Below are 17,745 nucleotides of genomic sequence, written 5' to 3' on the forward strand. Positions count from 1 at the left end.
GCTCCGTGTGAACGCATCACTCGTACTCTCGGACCTGCCGGGCGATGGCGGCACCGAGTGCTTCACGGACACTCTCAATGGTGATCCGGTCAAAAATTTGCTGGAAGAAACCGACCACGATCATACGCGTCGCTTCCTTCCGAGTAAAACCACGGCAACGGGCGTAGAAGATCTGCTCTTCGTCCACTTTGGCGGTGGTGCTGCCGTGCGTGCAGCGCACGTCATCGGCCTCGATTTCCAATCCGGGGATCGAATCGGCGCGTGCCGAGCGTGAGAGCACCAGATTGTCGTTGCGTTGGTAACCGTCGGTCTTCTGGGCTTTGGGATCGACTTTGATCATCCCGCGCCACACGGTCCGACTTTTGTCTTGCTGGGCGGCCTTGTAAAGAAAATCGCTGTGACAGTTCGGGGCGCGATGGTGTTGCTGCGTGTGGTAGGCCAAGTGCTGGCGGCCTTCGGTGAACATCACGCCGTTGACTTGGCAGTCGGCCCCGGGACCGACCAAATCCACTGTCTGATTCACTTTCGACAGGATCGACCCCATTGCGGCAATGGTCCACTGCAGCGTGCTGTCGCGATCAACGACCGCTTTTTGCTGAGCGAAGTGGTAGGTCTTGTGTCCCCATTCCTGCAGGTTGACATAGCGCAGATGGGACCCCGGCTTTTGCACCAGTTCGACCGACCCCAGGTGCAGTCCGCCGCCGTTGGGGTCCAGGCTGTTCGATTCGTGCAGCACCGTCGCCTCGGCACCCTCTTCCAAAACCACCAGCGTATGCGTCGTGTCCGTCCCGCCATCGGTCATGATCGATCCGATGTGCAGGGGCCGATCGATGACCACGCCGCGGGGCACGTACAAGAACTGTCCGCCGGTCATGAACGCCGCATGCAAGGCGGCAAACTTGTCATGATCGGGATCGAAAGCGGTGAACAGGTGAGGCCGAACCAGGTCGGGGTGGGACTGAGCGAGCTTGGACAAACTTCCAAAGACGACGCCTTTTTCCGCCAACTCGGGTTCCAGTGACTCGGCCGTCACAAAGCTGTCCACGGTCTCGACACGGCCGGCGGGGTTGACGCCTTCGAGCAATTGATGGGCGCCGGCAATGGTGGCGGCATCCAGCTGCGGCCGCTCTGCGGGCACGTGGTACTTGCCCAACTGGAACATGCGGATGTCGGTCCGAATCCACTCCTCGTGCCGCCGCTCGGGCCACGCCATCGCCTGGGCGTGCTCGAAGGCTTCCCGACGCAGACTTGTCATCCAGTCGGGCTCGGAATGGGTCGCCAGCAAGGCTTCGAACCCCGCGGCGTCAAATGAATTTGCGATCGTTTGTGTCATGGGTACTGCAATGAGGCTGGGTAGAGTCGCATCGCCGGTGCGATCGGCCGGGGCTCGGCCGGAATCGAAGTCGCGGCGACGCTGCGTCTCGGCCCCGCAATCGGCGGGCAACCGAGAAAAGCGATGTTGGTGACGGAAGCGACGGGGATCAGCCCACGCTGCCTTCCATTTGCAATTGAATCAGCCGGTTCATTTCGATCGCGTATTCCATCGGCAACTCCTTGACGAGCGGCTCGATGAAACCGTTGACGATCATTGTGCTGGCTTCTTGTTCGGTCAGGCCCCGCGAAAGCAGATAAAACATCTGTTCTTCACCGATCCGTGACACGCTGGCCTCGTGTCCGATCTGGACATCCTGCTCGCTGATCTCGATGTACGGGTACGTATCGCTGCGGCTTTCCGAATCCAGGATCAACGCGTCGCAAACCACGTTGTTCTTGGCGTTGGTGGCACCGGGCATCACCGAGACCAAGCCGCGATAGCTGCTGCGGCCGCCCTTGTTGCTGATGCTTTTGCTGATGATCTGACCGGTAGTGTTGGGTGCTTCGTGGACCAGTTTAGCACCGGCATCCTGGTGCTGACCGGCGCTGGCGAACGCGATCGACAGAATCTCCCCACGGGCACCGGGCTCCATCATGTGCACGGCCGGATACTTCATGGTCAGTTTGCTGCCCAAGTTTCCGTCCACCCATTCCATGGTCGCATCGCCGTAGGCGTACGCCCGCTTGGTCACCAGGTTGTAAATGTTGTTGGCCCAGTTCTGGATCGTCGTGTAGCGGCAGCGGGCGTTCCGCTTGACGACCACTTCGACGACCGCGCTGTGAAGACTTTCGGTCGTGTACATGGGCGCCGTGCAGCCTTCGACATAGTGCACGTTGGCACCCTCATCGACCAGGATCAACGTTCGCTCGAACTGCCCCATACTTTCGGCGTTGATGCGGAAATACGCCTGCAGCGGGAAGTCGATCGTGACACCCTTGGGGACGTAAATGAACGATCCGCCGGACCAGACGGCGCTGTTGAGCGCGGCAAACTTGTTGTCCTCCGGAGGAATGACCGTGCCAAAGTATTCCCGCAACAGTTCCGGATGCTCGCGGACCGCGGTATCCGTATCCGTGAAGATCACGCCCTTTTTGGCCAGCTCTTCCTCCAGGGACCCGTACACGACTTCGCTTTCGAACTGCGCCTTGACCCCGGCGAGGAACTTCTTCTCCGCTTCCGGAATTCCCAGCTTGTCGAACGTGTCCTTGATCTCCTGGGGCACATCGTCCCAGGTCTTGCCCTGAGACGCGGTCGGCTTCAGGTAGTAGTAGATATCCTGAAAGTTGATATCGATCGCGCCGCCCCACTTGGGCATCGGCTTGGATTCGAAAATCTCAAGCGACCGCAATCGAAATTCCCGCATCCAGTCCGGCTCGCCCTTGATGTCGGAAATCTGGTTGACGACCTCCCGATTGACACCCTTCTTGGCTTTGAAGATGCCCTTGGTTTCGGTGCGGAAGTTGTATTTGTTGATCTCGCCAATTTCAGGCTTGGCAGGTGCGTCGGTTGACATCTCGGTCAGCTCCGTCGAAGGAGTTAAATTGTGTTAAATGAACTTGGTCGGTCGTGGTCGCCGACGGCGTCGGCGCGAACCGATCAAACCGCCGCGGATTCCTCGGCCAACATTTCCTGGTTGGCGGCTTCGGCTTCGGGGTAAGCCTTGCGGATTCGGTCATACCCGTGTCGATGAAGCTCATCGGCCAACTCTTTTCCGCCGGTTTCGACCAGGCGACCGCCCAGCATCACGTGCGTGAAGTCCGGCGGATTGTGCTCGAGCAACTTGTCGTGGTGCGTGATGATCAGCAGCCCCATCTTCTGGTGACCGATGTCCGCGATCGACTCGCTGGCCAGACGCACCGCGTCGGCGTCCAGCCCCGAATCGGTCTCGTCCAGCACGGCAAACTTGGGTTGCAACATTGCCAACTGCAGGATCTCGGCGCGCTTCATTTCCCCGCCGGAGAAACCGTCGTTGACGTACCGGCGGGCGAACTCGCTATCCATCCGCAGGTGCTCCATCTTTTCCTTCAGCTCCTTTCGGAACTCGCGCATCGGAATCAGCTCTTCGCCTTCCTTCCGTTCCGGACGACGGACGTTGGTCGTTGCGTGGCGCAGAAAGTCCGCCATCTTGACGCCGGGAATCGCCATCGGTCGCTGGAACGCCATGAAGATTCCTGCCCGTGCCCGCTCGTCCGGCTCCATGGCCAGAACGTCGCGGCCATCCAAGGTGATCGCCCCTCCGGTGACCTCGTAGCCGGGGTGCCCCATGATGGCCAGACCCAACGTGCTTTTGCCACTACCGTTAGGCCCCATCAGGGCGTGCGTTTCGCCGTGGTTGATCGTCAGGTTGACGCCACGAAGGATTTCTTTGTCACCGACGGCAACATGCAGATCTTCGATTTTCAGAACGTGTGTCATTGAATTCGGTTTATCAGGATCGATGAAAATTGTTGGATGCGACAGGAAATGCCCCTGCGGACTCTGTTGGGCGACGCTCTGACCCGGCAACGTTTCTCCGGGATCAAGAAGTCACGCGTCGATTCGCCCTATCGGCCGCCTGCGGAATTCTCCGCGGGGGAAAACTGACAACACGCGTCGCCATCCAAACGACACATGCTTAACTGCACCGGTTTGCCCAGGGCCTCGGAAAGCACCTGTTCTTCCAACCGACACATGGAGTGGTCGTGGCTACCGTCGGCAAACGTCGGGTAGGGACACGAACTGATATCTAAAACCGGCAACCCGCTGGCGGAGATCACATCACTGCTGACCCGCCGTGAAGCAAGCAACTGGGACAGCACGCGCATCCGCTGCTCGAGCGAATCGTCGTCGTTAAGTTGCGATGCGTACTCACGCCCCAACCGTGTGGCGACACTACGCATCAGCCGTTCACGGAGCCCGACGTCCTCGATCGAACGCAGCTCTTCCCACATCGCTTCGGCAAGCTCCGTGGAGTCGGCTCCGGTCACGCGGAGACCGCGGTCGGTGATTCGGTAACGGTAGGTCGGACGTCCACGTCCGGAGACCACTTTCTCTCGCTCGATCATCCCCCGCTCAAGCAATCGCTCAATCCGCTGACGGACCGCGGTTGCAGTGACGTTCAAAGCCTCCGTCAGCTCACCGATCCCCAAGAACTCCCCATCGCGCATCGCGCCGAGCAAATCTCGGTCGACGGACCGCAACGGGCCAGAGTCGGATCGGGTCAGGGACGACGGTGTGGACATGTGAAGTTTGAGAACGGGCGCTTTAAAAACGGGCTCGTGGAGCGGAAAAATGCTCCGAGCGGTGAATTCGAAGCAGTGAAAACCGGGCCCGCCGCGACGGGTTCGGCTGCCAAGCGTCTGCCCCTACTGTTGCAGTGCCGGCCCTTTTTGACAACTGCCGGTGCGAAAAAAACGACGACTCGACGAGGGGCGAACCTCGCTAACGCACGCTTGCGGCCGTCATTCCGCCATTTGGCTGCGAAGGCGACTCAAATGCGTCGGCCGCTGGCCCCAAAGACTCCTCCACCGAGGGGCATTCGAGCAGTGCCGGCAGCTCTCCGGGTACGGGAGAAGCGGTCGGCATCGATACCGAAGGCTGGCGGTGAAATCGCGCCGGGAGTCGCCCTCAACCACCCCACCACGTGCCGACCGGACGTCCAACGCGGTCCACGCGGCTCGGTTCGTCGCGTCGCCCCCCCTGATCCGTCTTCCGGGCGGCTGGTAGGATTGCCGCGTTTGGCGGGCAACTTGCCGAATCCCTCCCTCCCCCTGCGTTTTTTCCGAGCCGAAATGATGAAAGCTGTCGCGGTCACCCCGGGCACGCCCAATAGCGTTCACCTGACTGAAATCCCCGAGCCTTCCCTCGACCAGATCCCCCACGGCCGCGGCGTGTTGGTCAAGACGTTGAAGGTGGGTGTCGATGCGACCGACCGAGAGATCAATGAGGCCTTGTACGGGAAAGCACCCGAGGGAGACGACTTCCTGGTCATCGGGCACGAATCCTTCGGCATCGTCGAAGCGGTTGGCGAGAACGTTCATCGGGTCAAGCCGGGCGACTACGTGACCGCTACCGTCCGCCGGCCCGGCGGGTCGATCTACGACTTGATCGGCACCAATGACATGACCAGCGAGGAGGAATACTACGAACGGGGGATCAACCTGCGGCACGGTTTCATGACGGAGAAATTCGTCGACGACGAGGAATACATCGTCCGCGTCCCCGAGGGACTGAAGCACTTGCACGTGTTGCAGGAGCCGATGAGTTGCGCCGCCAAAGCGGTCCAGCAAGCGTTTGAGGCCCAGCAACGCATGAAGATCTGGCGTCCCGAAGTGGCCTATGTCTTTGGCGCCGGACAGATCGGACTGCTGACCACGTTGATCCTGAAACTTCGCGGGTTGAAGGTCTACACGTTGGCCCGCGGCAAAGCCCCCAACCTGAAAGCGGAGATCGTTGCGGGGATGGAAGCGGAGTACGTCAGCACGCGGGAAACTCCGCTGGAATCGCTGGTCAAGAAAACGGGCAAACCCGATTTGATCGTCGACGCGACCGGCAGCAGCACGCTGGCTTTTCAAGCGATGCAACACGTCGGCCACAACGGCGTGGTCGTTTGGACCAGCATCACCGGAGGCAACAACAGCATCGAAATCCCCTCCGACAGCGTCAATCTGCACTGGGTTCTGGGCAACAAACTGTTGCTGGGAAGCGTGAACGCCAACCGCACCCATTTCGAGAGCGGCATTCGAGACCTGGCACTGGGCGACATGATGTTCCCGGGCGTCCTGAAGAAGATTTTGACCAACCCCGTCCAAGGGATGGAGAACTACCAGGAAATGATGCGTTTGCTGGTCGAGGACAAGGACGCCCTGAAGGTGTACGTCGACATCGCGTGATTTCGCGTTCGACCCGGCCGGTCGTGGTGGACACTCCGTTGACGGGTGCTCCGGTGACCAGCGTCGACGGGCGCTCCGGCGACCCGCCACGCGAACCTCCGGCGCGGTGCAACGCCCAGGGGCTGGTCGGATCCGGCGGGTCGCCCATCAACGTCGGCTCACGTCGTGAAACGCGTCGGTGGGAAACACGCCGGCGGCGGCCCGGCTGAAGTTCCATTGACCGAATCCCCCAAAACACCTAACCTGAAATCCTCAAAGCGTTTAGCTTCTCCTAACGGGCAAAAATGATGACATCGGCGGCGTTCGCGGGGCCCTTGTCGACGGTTTGGCCCCAAATTGGCTGATCTAGGCGCCGATCGGGTTGCGCTGCCAATCTGGCGTCTGCTCCAACGAAACGTCTCCGTTCCGGCGACACGGTTCCTGGGAAAATCCACCAACAGCCAACCCGCCATGCCGGCCGATACGGCCCGGCGGGTCCGCCGCGAGGGTTCCCCATGGTTGAACCAGTCCGGCGGATGCAATTGTCTGGACGAGAGGATGCCTGGACGACGGGAGCAGAACCCCAAGACCAAACCCCAAACCACTCGGCCCCAAACGTTCGGCATCGCGACAGGCGAAGTCGGACGTGCGGCACCGTCGATCGATTCAGGCGGTCCGACATCGACTCACGGGAGTCGGCGTCGCACGCCAGCGATAGTGATTAACGATCCAACATAAGAACAGCGATTCAGCGATGTCGTTTTTTGAAACCCTTGCGGATGTCAGCGGTGCGGTCTTCGGCGGTGCACTTAGCGCCTTTGAGCGGGGCGTGACTTCAGTCTTTGGGTCGGCTAACGCACGTCAAGTGGCGCGCCTGCAAGCTCGCGCCGACGAGATCACCGCGTTGGAGCCGAAGTACGAGGCGATGACGGACGACGAGTTGCGGGAACAGACCAAGGCGTTCCGCGAACGACTGCGGCGTGGTGAGACGCTGGACGAAATCCTGCCCGAAGCCTTCGCGGTCTGTCGCGAGGGAGGCAAGCGTTTCTTGAGCATGCGTCACTACGACGTCCAGCTGATCGGCGGCATGGTGCTGCACGAAGGAAAGATCGCCGAGATGGTGACCGGGGAAGGTAAGACGCTGGTCGCGACCCTGCCTGCCTATCTCAACGCGCTCGAGGGCAAAGGCGTTCACGTGGTGACGGTGAACGACTATCTGGCGCGGCGGGACATGGAATGGATGGCGCCGCTGTACATGAACCTGGGATTGACGGTCAATGCGATCCAATCGGGCATGTCGACCCGCGAAAAGCAAGCCGCGTATCGCTGCGACATCACGTACGGCACCAACAACGAATTCGGTTTCGATTACCTGCGTGACAACATGCGGCCGGCCTCACAGGGCGACGACCGTTTTCCGCCCGAGGCCCAGCAGTGCCAGGGCCCGTTGAACTACGCCATCATCGACGAAGTTGACAACATTCTGATCGACGAAGCTCGGACGCCGCTGATCATCAGCGGCCCCAGCGAAATGGACCTGGGACGCTACTCCGACGCGGACCGCGTGGCCCGCCAGCTGAAACGCGAAGAACACTTCACCGTCGACGAGAAGCAGCACAACGTCACGCTGACCGACGAGGGCGTCCGTGAAGCGGAAAAACTTGCCGGTGTCGAAAGCTTTTACACTGCGGGCAACATGGAATGGCCGCACCTGATCGACAACGCGCTGAAGGCCCACTACCTGTACAAGCTGGACGTCAATTACGTCGTCAAAGATCGCCAGATTGTGATCGTGGACGAGTTCACCGGACGCTTGATGGAAGGCCGCCAGTGGAGCGACGGCCTGCACCAGGCGGTGGAGGCGAAAGAGGGTGTTCCGATCAAACCGGAAACCCAGACGTTCGCCACCGCGTCGCTGCAGAACATCTTCAAGATGTACAAGAAGTTGTCCGGGATGACCGGAACCGCGATGACCGAGGCCAATGAGTTCTGGAAGATCTACAAATTGGACGTCGTCGCGATTCCCACCAACCGCGTGCTGCAGCGGATCGAACATCCCGACGTCATCTACCTGACGGAAGAATTCAAGTTCCGGGCGTTGGCCGATGAAATCGAGCGGACCAACAAGTGGGACGTGCTGGTGATGAAGGACGGCACCGAGCAATGGGGCAAGGTGACCGCTGAAGACGACAACCAGGTGAAATTCGTCGGCAAAGGTGAAAAGGATGCCACCACGGTCCAACGGTCAAAGGTCACCGCGGTGGAATACGCCGGGCGCCCCGTCCTGGTCGGCACGGTCAGCATTGAAAAGAGTGAGCGGCTGAGCCGCTTGCTGGACCGCCGCGGCGTTCCGCACGAAGTCTTGAACGCCAAGCAGCACGAACGCGAAGCCGACATCGTCGCGCAAGCCGGACGCAAGCACGCCGTCACGATCGCCACCAACATGGCCGGCCGGGGAACCGACATCATCCTGGGCGGCAACCCGGAAACCAAAGCCTGGGCCCAACTGCAGCACAAGTACGCCACCCGCCTGGACGTCCCGGACGAGGAATGGAGCGAGCTGGTCGAGCAGATCGACCAGGCCGAGGGCATGAGCGAACAGGGCAAGCATGTTCGCGAGCTCGGCGGGTTGTACGTGCTGGGCACCGAACGCCATGAGTCACGCCGCATCGACCTGCAGCTTCGTGGCCGTTGCGGACGCCAGGGCGACCCCGGATCCAGTCGCTTCTTCCTGTCCCTGGAAGATGACTTGATGCGAATCTTCGCGGGCGAGTGGGTCAAGGGCATGATGGAGCGGATCGGAATGCGGGAAGACGAACCGCTGGAATCCAAGCTGGTGACCCGTCGGATCGCGGCCGCCCAAAAGAAGGTCGAAGAACGCAACTTCGAAATGCGGAAAAGCTTGCTGGACTACGACGAAGTGATGGACGAACAACGCAAACGCGTTTACCGCTATCGCCAGAATCTGCTGGACGGCCACAGCTCGCGAAACATGATCCTGGAACTGATCCGTTCACAGATCGTTCAGCAGGTCGACACGTTCCTGGACCCGGACTACGGAGTCGAATCCTTTGCCGCGTTCGCCGGCACGCAACTCGGTTGCGTGTTGGAACCGAAAGATTTCCAGAACATGGACATCACCATGGCGACCGCTTACTCCCGCGAACAGGCCGAACGTGCCGCCGAGGTGATCGTCGACGAGATTGTCGAAGAAAACCTTCCCGAAGGAATGGAAGACGAATGGAACTGGAATGCACTGGCGAAGTGGTCCAACACGACGCTGGGCACCAATTACCAGGACCACCAGCTGAAGAAGATGGATCGGGACGAACTGATCAACACGTTGATCGAGAAAAGTCAGGAACGAATCGAAAAGGTCGACCTGAGCGAAGGTGAACCGCTGCTGGATGCGGACTATGGGATGCGAGTCCTGTGCGGATGGATGCGACACCGATTCGGCATCGAAACGACACCCGAAGAGTTCCGGGACGTCGAGGATCGCAAGGCCGTCGCCCGCGCCCTGGTCCAACGTGCCGAAGAAGCTTATCGAGAAAAGGAAACGGAGTATCCGGCGTTGGCCGGCATTTCGCAGTTCACCGTCCAGCAGGGTGCCCAGGTCATCCTGGATCGCGAGAACCTGGTTGACTGGATCCTGCGGCGGTTTGAACAAGCGCTTGGCGTCGATGAGGTGCCGCTGAACCGCGACGAACTGAAAACGCAACTCGTCCAGTTCAGCCGCGAAACCAGCGAGTCGGCCGGTGAGTATTACACCGAGGCCCGCGGTCGCGTCGACAAGCTGTTCGGTGAAGTGGACGAGGACACCACGGCGATCGTGGCGACCGGCGATGACGGCAAGCTGGAGGACCTGGCCGACTGGATGTCCAAAGAATTGGGTGCCTCGGCCGACGCCGATGACCTGGCTCGGATGAACAAAGCGGAACTGATGCTGGCGGTCGACGGCGCCGTCGACGACCGATTCCACCCCGAAATGCGGCGCATGGAACGTCAGATTCTGTTGAGCATCGTCGACGACGCTTGGAAGAATCACTTGCTGACGATGGACCACCTGCGCAGCAGCGTGGGTCTGAAGGGCTATGCCCAGTTGGACCCCAAGGTCGAGTACAAGCGTGAAGGCATGCGGCTGTTCGACAAGATGTGGGATTCTGTCGGCGAGCAAGTCACCGGGCTGATTTTCCGCATGGAGTCTTTTAACCAGGACTTCATTCGCAGCACCTGGGTTGACGCGAAAGCACGGCACGATGAAGCCCACTCCGTGACCACCCAGGGTGGCACCGCGACGGCCACCCGGACCGCGCCGCAGTCGGCGGCCCAACAGGCGGCCGAGGCCAGCAACCAGTCGACCGACGCTCGCCCCGAGCCGATTCGCAACACGGGGGTCAAGATTGGACGGAACGATCCGTGCCCCTGCGGCAGCGGCAAGAAGTACAAACAGTGCTGCCTACGAAAGTAGCGTAGCGCGTCCCCAACCACAGAGAATGGATTCTCGTGATGCTAGCCAACCTGCTGTATCTGGTCGCCCTCACCGCCGTTGCGCCGCTGATCTTGTATCGGAGGATCAAGCATCAACGTTACCGACGCGGCTGGCGACAAAAGCTGTTTGGCGTTTCGGCCGATCACGCCGCCCGTCTGTTGGGCGGAGCAACGGAGAGTGGATGCCTGTGGCTGCACGCGGTCAGCGTCGGCGAGGTCAACTTGCTCGGCGGCATCGTCTCGCGTCTGGAACAGCAACATCCGGATTTGCCGATCGTGATCAGTGTGGGCACCGACAGCGGGTACGATCTGGCGGTCCAACGCTTCGGTCAAAACCGAGTCTTCTTCGGTCCGTTGGACTTCAGCTGGGCGGTCGGACGGACGATTCGCCACCTCCGCCCCCAACTGCTTGTACTGGCGGAGTTGGAACTGTGGCCCAACCTGATCCGACAATCCGCTCGGTCCGGCGCCGGCGTGATGGTGATCAACGGCCGGTTGAGCGACCGCAGCGCGTCCGGCTATCGCCGATTCAGATTCCTGACACACGCGATCTTTCAATCGCTCCACCGCGTCGAATGCCAGGACGAAACGTCGGCGAACAATTTCCGCCGATGCGGCACCCCGGAGAACCGCGTGCACGTCAGCGGATCCCTGAAATTTGACGACGCCCCCGAGCGTCGGGACACGGTGGACGTGCAATCGCGTTCGCACTGGGCCGGCGTCGATCCTTGGCACCAGGTGTGGGTCGTCGGCAGCACCCAGGAAGGCGAGGAAGCTATGGCGTTGCGGATCTACCAACGCTTGCTTCCCGTCCACCCCGAACTGCGTCTGATCCTTGTGCCACGCCACCGCGAACGTTTCTCCCCCGTCGCGGAATTGATACGGCAACAGGGCCTGACAGCGTTCCGCCGATCCGACGGGATCTCCGAGCGGCATCGCGAATGGACCGCCGATCAGGTCATCTTGATCGACACGATCGGGGAACTGCGACACTGGTGGGGCGTGGGGCAGATCGCAACGGTCGGCGGCAGTTTCTGCGGCGACCGCGGCGGACAGAATATGTTGGAACCGGCCGGATACGGCAGCGCAGTTTCGTTCGGACCGGACACGCGAAACTTTGCCGAGATTGCCAATCGACTGCTGGATGCCGACGCGGCGGTGCGGGCGGAAGATGAAAGTGAATTGCAACGCTTCGTCGAGCGATGCCTGCAAGACCCTCCGGCGGCCGACGCTCTGGGCCGGGCGGCACAACAGCTGATCTGCCGGCACCGCGGCGCCACGAAACGGACCCTGGACTCGATCGAGTCCATGTTGGCCCAACAAGCGGAGCACGTTCGCCCGTCGGAAACGGACCTGAAAATTCGCGGCTCGCTGGGTCCCGAGCAACGAGCGGCCTGATCAAAGCCCTGGTTCCAAGGCTCCCGCCTTGGAACCGACTGTCTCGCCGGCTCGGCCGGCCCCCACGGACCGGAAGCTGGCAGAGCCAGCCCGCAGCGCGTTCCCGGGCGGGAGCCCGGGAACGAGAATGCGCCAAAGCCCTGGTTCCAAGGCTCCCGCCTTGGAACCGACTGTCACGCCGGCTCGGCCGGCCCCCACGGACCGGAAGCTGGCGGAGCCAGCCCGCAGCGCGTTCCCGGGCGGGAGCCCGGGAACGAGAATGCGCCAAAGCCCTGGTTCCAAGGCTCCCGCCTTGGAACCGACTGTCTCGCCAGCACCCCACATAGCACCGAATCCGGCGTGTTATCCTATGCAGGCTGTGTTTGCGTTCCCTCCCCACCCGCCTGCCTGGATCAAGATGAATCTCCGCTCCCTCTCGTTTCTCCTGCTTGCCCTGCCCGCGGTCATTCACTGGGCGATGTCGACCGCGACGGCGGCCCCGCCGAACATTGTTTTGATCCTGAGCGACGACATGGCCTGGACCGACTACGGGTTCATGGATCATCCCGATGTCAAAACCCCCAACCTGGATCGGTTGGCAGCGGAAGCCGCCGTGTTCCCTCGCGGCTACGTGCCCACGGGGCTGTGCCGACCGTCCTTGGCAACGCTGCTGACCGGCCACTACGCGTCCACCCACGGAGTCACCGGGAACGATCCTTCACCCAAGTACGCGCCACGCGACTCAGATCTGTACAACCAGCGTCGGTCCCAATTGATCTCCTACCTGGATCGATTCGAAACCGTCCCGGAGGCGTTGGGGAAACTTGGTTACTTAAGTCATCAGAGCGGCAAATTGTGGGAAGGAAGCTTTGGCAACGCAGGATTCACCCACGGGATGACGAAAGGTTTCCCCAACCGCGGCGGCCGCCACGGTGACGCGGGACTGAAAATCGGACGCGAAGGGATTGAACCGATCAACGAATTCCTGGATCTGGCGGTTCAGGAGAAGAAGCCGTTCTTTTTGTGGTACGCGCCGTTCATGCCGCACACGCCCCACACGCCGCCCGAACGTCTGCTGAAGAAGTACCGCGACAAGCATCCCTTGACCGTCGCGAAGTACTACGCGATGTGCGAATGGTTTGACGAGACCTGTGGACAGCTGATGGAATCACTTCGCCAGCGCGACTTGGAGCAGAACACGCTGATCGTTTACCTGACCGACAACGGTTGGATTCAGGATCCGAACAAGAACGGCTACGCGCCGCGGAGCAAACAAACTCCTTACGAAGGCGGTGTTCGCACGCCGATCTTCTATTGGATGCCAGGCAAGATCCCGGCCAAAGTGCATCCGGAGTTGACCAGCAGCATCGACATCGCGCCGACGATCCTATCGGCGGCCGGGGCTCCAATCCCCGACGACCTTCCGGGCATTGACTTGATCCCGCACTTGACTGAGGGCAGCGCCATCGAGCGTGACACCATCTTTGGCGAAGGCTTCGCGCACGACATCGCGGACATTGAAAACCCGGAAGCCTCCCTGCTTTATCGCTGGTGCATCCAGGGCGAATGGAAATTGTTGCTGACCTACGATGGGGAAGTGAATCGATACGCATCGACGCATCCCCGCGACGAGAAGGGTCCCCAGCTGTTCAACCTGGAAGAGGATCCGACGGAGCAGCACAACGTTGCGAAGGAACATCCGGAGATCGTCGCGCGGCTCGCTGAAAGGATCCAGCAGTGGTACCCTGTCACGGAGCGCAAGACCCAAGTGACGCCGTAGGGATCGGTCACGCCGACCCGGCGACGAAGCATCCAGCCGCCCTTTCCTCTGCACCCCGATTTCATGCCACGTCCGATTTTGCCCCTCCTGCTAGCGTTTCTCGCCTGCTGGACGGCCCTGCCGTCCCACGCGGGAAAGTACAACTCGGTGTTGGATATCGGCGATCCTGCGCCGGCCTGGAAAGAATTGCCGGGCACCGACGGCCAAGTGCATTCACTGGCGTCTCTGTCGGATGCCAAAGCCGTGGTCGTTGTGTTTACCTGCAACAGTTGTCCGTATGCGTTGGACGCCGAAGACCGCTTGATCGCCTTGACCAAAGAGTACGCCGACCGCGGCGTGGCCGTGGTCGCCATCAACGTCAACACGGTGGAAGAAGACCGGATGCCGGCGATGAAAGAGCGTGCCGAGGAGAAACAGTTTCCCTACCCGTATTTGTGGGACGAATCTCAGCAAATCGCCAAACAGTACGGTGCCAAATTCACGCCGCAGTTCTTCGTCCTCGGCCGCGATCGCCAGGTCGTTTACATGGGATCGCTTGACGATAGCCCCGGTGGCGATGCGGTGACAAAAACCTATGTGGCCGACGCGATCGAATCGGTTTTGTCCGGGGACGAGCTGGCGGTCACCGAAACCGTTCCGATCGGATGCACGATTCGATTCGAACGCGAGCGTCGGAAACGCGGCCGATGAACCGACGACGTCCACCGGCGAATCCCGTGTCCGACAACGGCTTGGCGGATCACGTCGTCGCCGCCAAACGACCTGGCATTGCCGCCTACGTCGCGGCAGCCGCAACGGCTTTGTTTTCCGCCGGCGTGACCGCGCTGATGTTGCTGATCAACGGCTCGCTGGTGCTGGTGGTGATGTCGGCGTTCTCCTCCGCCGGACCCGACTGGAGTCACCGTCCAGGATTCCTGCAGTTCGTGCTGTTTTCGGCGCCGTTGGCCCTGGCGGTCTTGCAGTGGATGCTGTGGGATTTGATCAGCGGATTCTTGTCTCGACGACGCGACGACGCATCCGAGCAAGTCGATACCGATCCGGCGTGATGCAACTTTATTTGATCCGGCACGCCGAAAGCCAGAACAACGCCAGGCCAACGTACCTGCGCGTCGAAGACCCTGAAATCACGCCGGTGGGCCGCCTGCAGGCGCAACACCTGGCCGATTGGCTGGCGACGTTGAAGATCGATGCGATGATCACCAGTCCGTTTTTGCGGACCTTGCAAACGGCCCTGCCGATCTTGACCGCGACGCAGGTCAACCTGGACGTTTGGCACCACGTCTTCGAACGGGGCGGGTGCTTCCGTGGTCACGACGAGACGAACTTTGCCGGCGCGATGGGCATGGGTCGTGCGCACATCCTTCGGTTGTTGGCGGAATTTGAGAGACGTTGCCGCCTGGAAGCGTCTATCGACGACTCGGGATGGTGGGGCGGGCGAGACCGCGAAACCGACCAGGAAGCGGAACAACGCGCCAAACGCATTTGCGATCGCCTGCTGTCAACGTTTCAAAATGGCGAGGTCGTTGTCCTGCTGATCCATGCCGATTTCAAGCGACTGATGCTGACCGAAATGATCGGCGAGACGATCGACGTGACGGGACTGGGCCCGATGCGGAATGCCGGGATTACAAAGTTGAACCGGATCGACGAACGATGGCAGTTGGACTATTTCAATTCCGTGACCCACCTGCCCGCCAAGTTGATCACGGGCAACGAGCATTGATCGGCCGGCAAATCCGCCGGCCTTCGTTTCGAACCCGGGTGATTTGCACATGCAAATCGCCGGCCGCCATCGTCTCCGCCAACGCATCCGCGTGTTTCTGGTCGATGCACCAGGCAAACACTCCGGGCCCCCAACTGCTCTGGCCGATGCCGACGGCGCCGCTGGCATCCAGACGCTCGATCAATTCGCTGACCACGGGACCGTTGTAAGGCCCGCCTTGGACATCGGCGAACAACATCCCGGCCAGCCGGTTGTAGCGTTGAACCGCGTCGGAAAATGCCGAAAAGTCCGCCGCCCTCGCCGCGGGCAATAGCTGGTCGTTGATCAGCGTTCGCAACCGGTCGCGCTGCCGGTTGCCGGGATCGCGCAGCTGGGCGAACTGCTTCCGTTCCCTCTCTCCGGACACGGCGGCCGCCGCGGCGACGGGGCGAAACAACACCACGCGCCAGGTCTCGGGCATCGCGATCCGCTCTTGGATTTCATTCAGCCGGTCGGGATGCCGGGCGGACGCCTCAAAGATCAAACCGCCGCGGAAATAACCATGGATCCCCACCGCGGATCGCTTCCCGCGAGCAGCGACCACGCGCGCTAGTTGTTCGGTGGAAAACGAGCGACCGAAATAGTTGCACAACCCTTCGGCGATCGCGAGCGACTGCTGCGTCCCGCTTCCATAGCCGCTGTGCGCCGGGGCAACCTTGGGGGCTTCAATCGCCAGTTCGGGCAACCCATCACTGCCCACAAGATCGGCCCACCGCCGGACGATCGGTCGCGCCCGATCGGCGATCGCAGGGTCCGGACTGAATTCCTCGGCGGGACCGAAACAGATTTCGGTGCGGGGCTGGTCGATCATGACTCCCAACCCGCCGAAGGGCGCCACGGTGTCCAACAGCCCAAAATGCAGTCGGGCGCCGGTCTGAACCGACAACGTCTTAGCCAACTCCATCAAACCGTCCCGCCGCGCAACTTCGCTTCACTTCGACGATTGATTTCGCGTCGCAGCATTTCGAATGCTTCCCGTTCTTCCTGCCCGGCGGTCTTGTCCACCAGCATCGTCAACTGCCGCAGTTGAGTGGCCAGTTCGTTGGCGTTGATCAAGTGCGTTCGCGTCGCCAGGATCGCGGCCTCGACCACCGCATGCTTGGCCCGATTGAACCCGCAGAACGGCCGCACCACATCCCCGTGCAGAACTCGGCAGGACATCTCATAGCGGGGCGATTGACCGCCGATCGTCAACACTTCGACGGCGAACCAGCGGTGGCAATCCTTGAGCACGGCCCAACGGTCTTCCTCCAGCCACCGGATCTGATCCGCAGTGGCATCGACGGAGGTCACCGCGGCGCGGGCGAACAGGCCCACATCATCGGTCAGATGGATCGTCGCGCGGCGTGAACGCTTCAGATTCTCGAACGTGCGTGAGCCGGCGAACGGCCGCAACAAAAACTGCGGGTCGCAGGGACCAGCCACGCGCAGGGCAGACGGATCTCCCACCAACGGTCCCATCGGGGCCACGTTGACTTGGCCCTCGGGCCCCACCGTCGTTACGATCGATTCGATAATCACGTGAGCGATGTCACCAGAGTAGCGAAGTTGCTGACGATCCGATCACCGTACCGGCTGAGGACGGATTCGGGGTGGAACTGGACGCCGAAGACGGGTCGTGAGCGATGCTGAAGTCCCATGATCACGTCGTCGTCCAAGCTGGTAGCCGTCACCCGCAGGCAATCGGGAAACGTCTGCGGCGAAACCACCAGGGAATGGTAGCGGGCGACCTCCATCGGTGACGGGCAATCGGCAAAGATCCCCCGGCCGTCGTGCGCGACCGGGCTGGCCATTCCGTGATGCGGTTCGTTGGGTTCGATCCGAGCCCCAAACGCAGCCCCGATCGCCTGGTGCCCCAAGCACACTCCCAGGATCGGAAGCGAAGGCGGCGCGAGCCGAATCAGGGGCACGCAACAGCCCGCCTCCTGCGGCCCAAAGGGTCCCGGGGACAGCACTATTGCCTGGGGACTGAGCGAAATCGCGTCTTCCGCCGTGATCCGGTGGCTGCGGACGACACGCGTTTCCGCCCCCGTGCGGCGAAAATACCGCGCTAAGTTGTGGACGAAGGAGTCTTGATTGTCCAGCAGCAGAATCATCGGCCGGCGCCCTT

14 protein-coding genes are annotated in these 17,745 nt (G+C 61.2%); 7 read left to right on the plus strand and 7 right to left on the minus strand.

From position 1 onward, the window contains the following. Positions 1-16: 16 nt before the first annotated feature. The 4 genes from sufD to FYK55_RS08175 all read right to left on the minus strand — a co-directional run bounded on the left by sufD (position 17) and on the right by FYK55_RS08175 (position 4,596). A complete protein-coding gene (gene sufD / locus FYK55_RS08160) occupies positions 17-1,333 on the minus strand; it encodes a Fe-S cluster assembly protein SufD (protein WP_150075918.1) in 1,317 nt (438 codons plus the stop codon). A gap of 148 nt (positions 1,334-1,481) precedes the next feature. Further along, the gene (gene sufB / locus FYK55_RS08165) at positions 1,482-2,888 is read right to left on the minus strand and encodes a Fe-S cluster assembly protein SufB (RefSeq protein ID WP_150075919.1); all 1,407 of its coding nucleotides are present in this window, start codon (positions 2,886-2,888) and stop codon (positions 1,482-1,484) included. Positions 2,889-2,971: 83 nt separating this feature from the next. After that, positions 2,972-3,790 carry a Fe-S cluster assembly ATPase SufC gene (gene sufC / locus FYK55_RS08170; protein WP_150075920.1) on the minus strand — a complete coding sequence of 273 codons (819 nt, stop codon included), beginning with the start codon at positions 3,788-3,790 and terminating at the stop codon, positions 2,972-2,974. A gap of 128 nt (positions 3,791-3,918) precedes the next feature. After that, complete coding sequence (locus FYK55_RS08175; RefSeq protein WP_150075921.1) at positions 3,919-4,596, minus strand: helix-turn-helix transcriptional regulator; 678 nt, start codon at positions 4,594-4,596, stop codon at positions 3,919-3,921. A 552-nt stretch (positions 4,597-5,148) separates the two neighbouring features. On the opposite strand from FYK55_RS08175, the gene FYK55_RS08180 reads away from it, so the two are divergent. From FYK55_RS08180 to FYK55_RS28955, 7 genes are all read left to right on the plus strand, one after another. Next, complete coding sequence (locus tag FYK55_RS08180) at positions 5,149-6,246, plus strand: glucose 1-dehydrogenase (RefSeq protein WP_201743670.1); 1,098 nt, start codon at positions 5,149-5,151, stop codon at positions 6,244-6,246. A gap of 733 nt (positions 6,247-6,979) precedes the next feature. After that, positions 6,980-10,696 (plus strand): preprotein translocase subunit SecA, encoded by a 3,717-nt coding sequence (locus FYK55_RS30045; protein ID WP_150075923.1) that lies wholly within the window; start codon positions 6,980-6,982, stop codon positions 10,694-10,696. A gap of 38 nt (positions 10,697-10,734) precedes the next feature. Continuing rightward, on the plus strand, positions 10,735-12,114 hold the full coding sequence (locus FYK55_RS08190; protein ID WP_150075924.1) for a 3-deoxy-D-manno-octulosonic acid transferase: 1,380 nt from the start codon (positions 10,735-10,737) through the stop codon (positions 12,112-12,114). A 397-nt stretch (positions 12,115-12,511) separates the two neighbouring features. Further along, entirely contained in the window at positions 12,512-13,873 is a 1,362-nt protein-coding gene (locus FYK55_RS08195; RefSeq protein WP_150075925.1) for a sulfatase family protein, read from the plus strand. A gap of 63 nt (positions 13,874-13,936) precedes the next feature. Continuing rightward, the gene (locus FYK55_RS08200; RefSeq protein ID WP_150075926.1) at positions 13,937-14,563 is read left to right on the plus strand and encodes a thioredoxin family protein; all 627 of its coding nucleotides are present in this window, start codon (positions 13,937-13,939) and stop codon (positions 14,561-14,563) included. Then, on the plus strand, positions 14,560-14,919 hold the full coding sequence (locus tag FYK55_RS28950) for a hypothetical protein (protein WP_161604372.1): 360 nt from the start codon (positions 14,560-14,562) through the stop codon (positions 14,917-14,919). Before FYK55_RS08200 ends, FYK55_RS28950 begins: the two co-directional genes overlap by 4 nt. Then, entirely contained in the window at positions 14,919-15,596 is a 678-nt protein-coding gene (locus FYK55_RS28955; RefSeq protein WP_161604373.1) for a histidine phosphatase family protein, read from the plus strand. The genes FYK55_RS28950 and FYK55_RS28955 overlap by 1 nt, the downstream gene beginning before the upstream one ends. Here the strand turns inward: FYK55_RS28955 and FYK55_RS08210 are convergent. The 3 genes from FYK55_RS08210 to FYK55_RS08220 are packed head-to-tail and all read right to left on the minus strand — an operon-like array spanning position 15,577 to position 17,731. Then, positions 15,577-16,539, minus strand: coding sequence for a GHMP family kinase ATP-binding protein (locus tag FYK55_RS08210; protein ID WP_150075928.1), 963 nt, complete (start codon positions 16,537-16,539; stop codon positions 15,577-15,579). The two genes, FYK55_RS28955 and FYK55_RS08210, sit on opposite strands and share 20 nt — an antisense overlap. Next, positions 16,539-17,156 carry a DUF447 domain-containing protein gene (locus FYK55_RS08215; protein ID WP_150075929.1) on the minus strand — a complete coding sequence of 206 codons (618 nt, stop codon included), beginning with the start codon at positions 17,154-17,156 and terminating at the stop codon, positions 16,539-16,541. The genes FYK55_RS08210 and FYK55_RS08215 overlap by 1 nt, the downstream gene beginning before the upstream one ends. Next, on the minus strand, positions 17,153-17,731 hold the full coding sequence (locus tag FYK55_RS08220; RefSeq protein ID WP_150075930.1) for an anthranilate synthase component II: 579 nt from the start codon (positions 17,729-17,731) through the stop codon (positions 17,153-17,155). Before FYK55_RS08220 ends, FYK55_RS08215 begins: the two co-directional genes overlap by 4 nt. Between the last annotated feature and the right edge of the window lie 14 nt (positions 17,732-17,745).

This window comes from Roseiconus nitratireducens (genome assembly GCF_008629675.1).
GTDB lineage: Bacteria > Planctomycetota > Planctomycetia > Pirellulales > Pirellulaceae > Stieleria > Stieleria nitratireducens.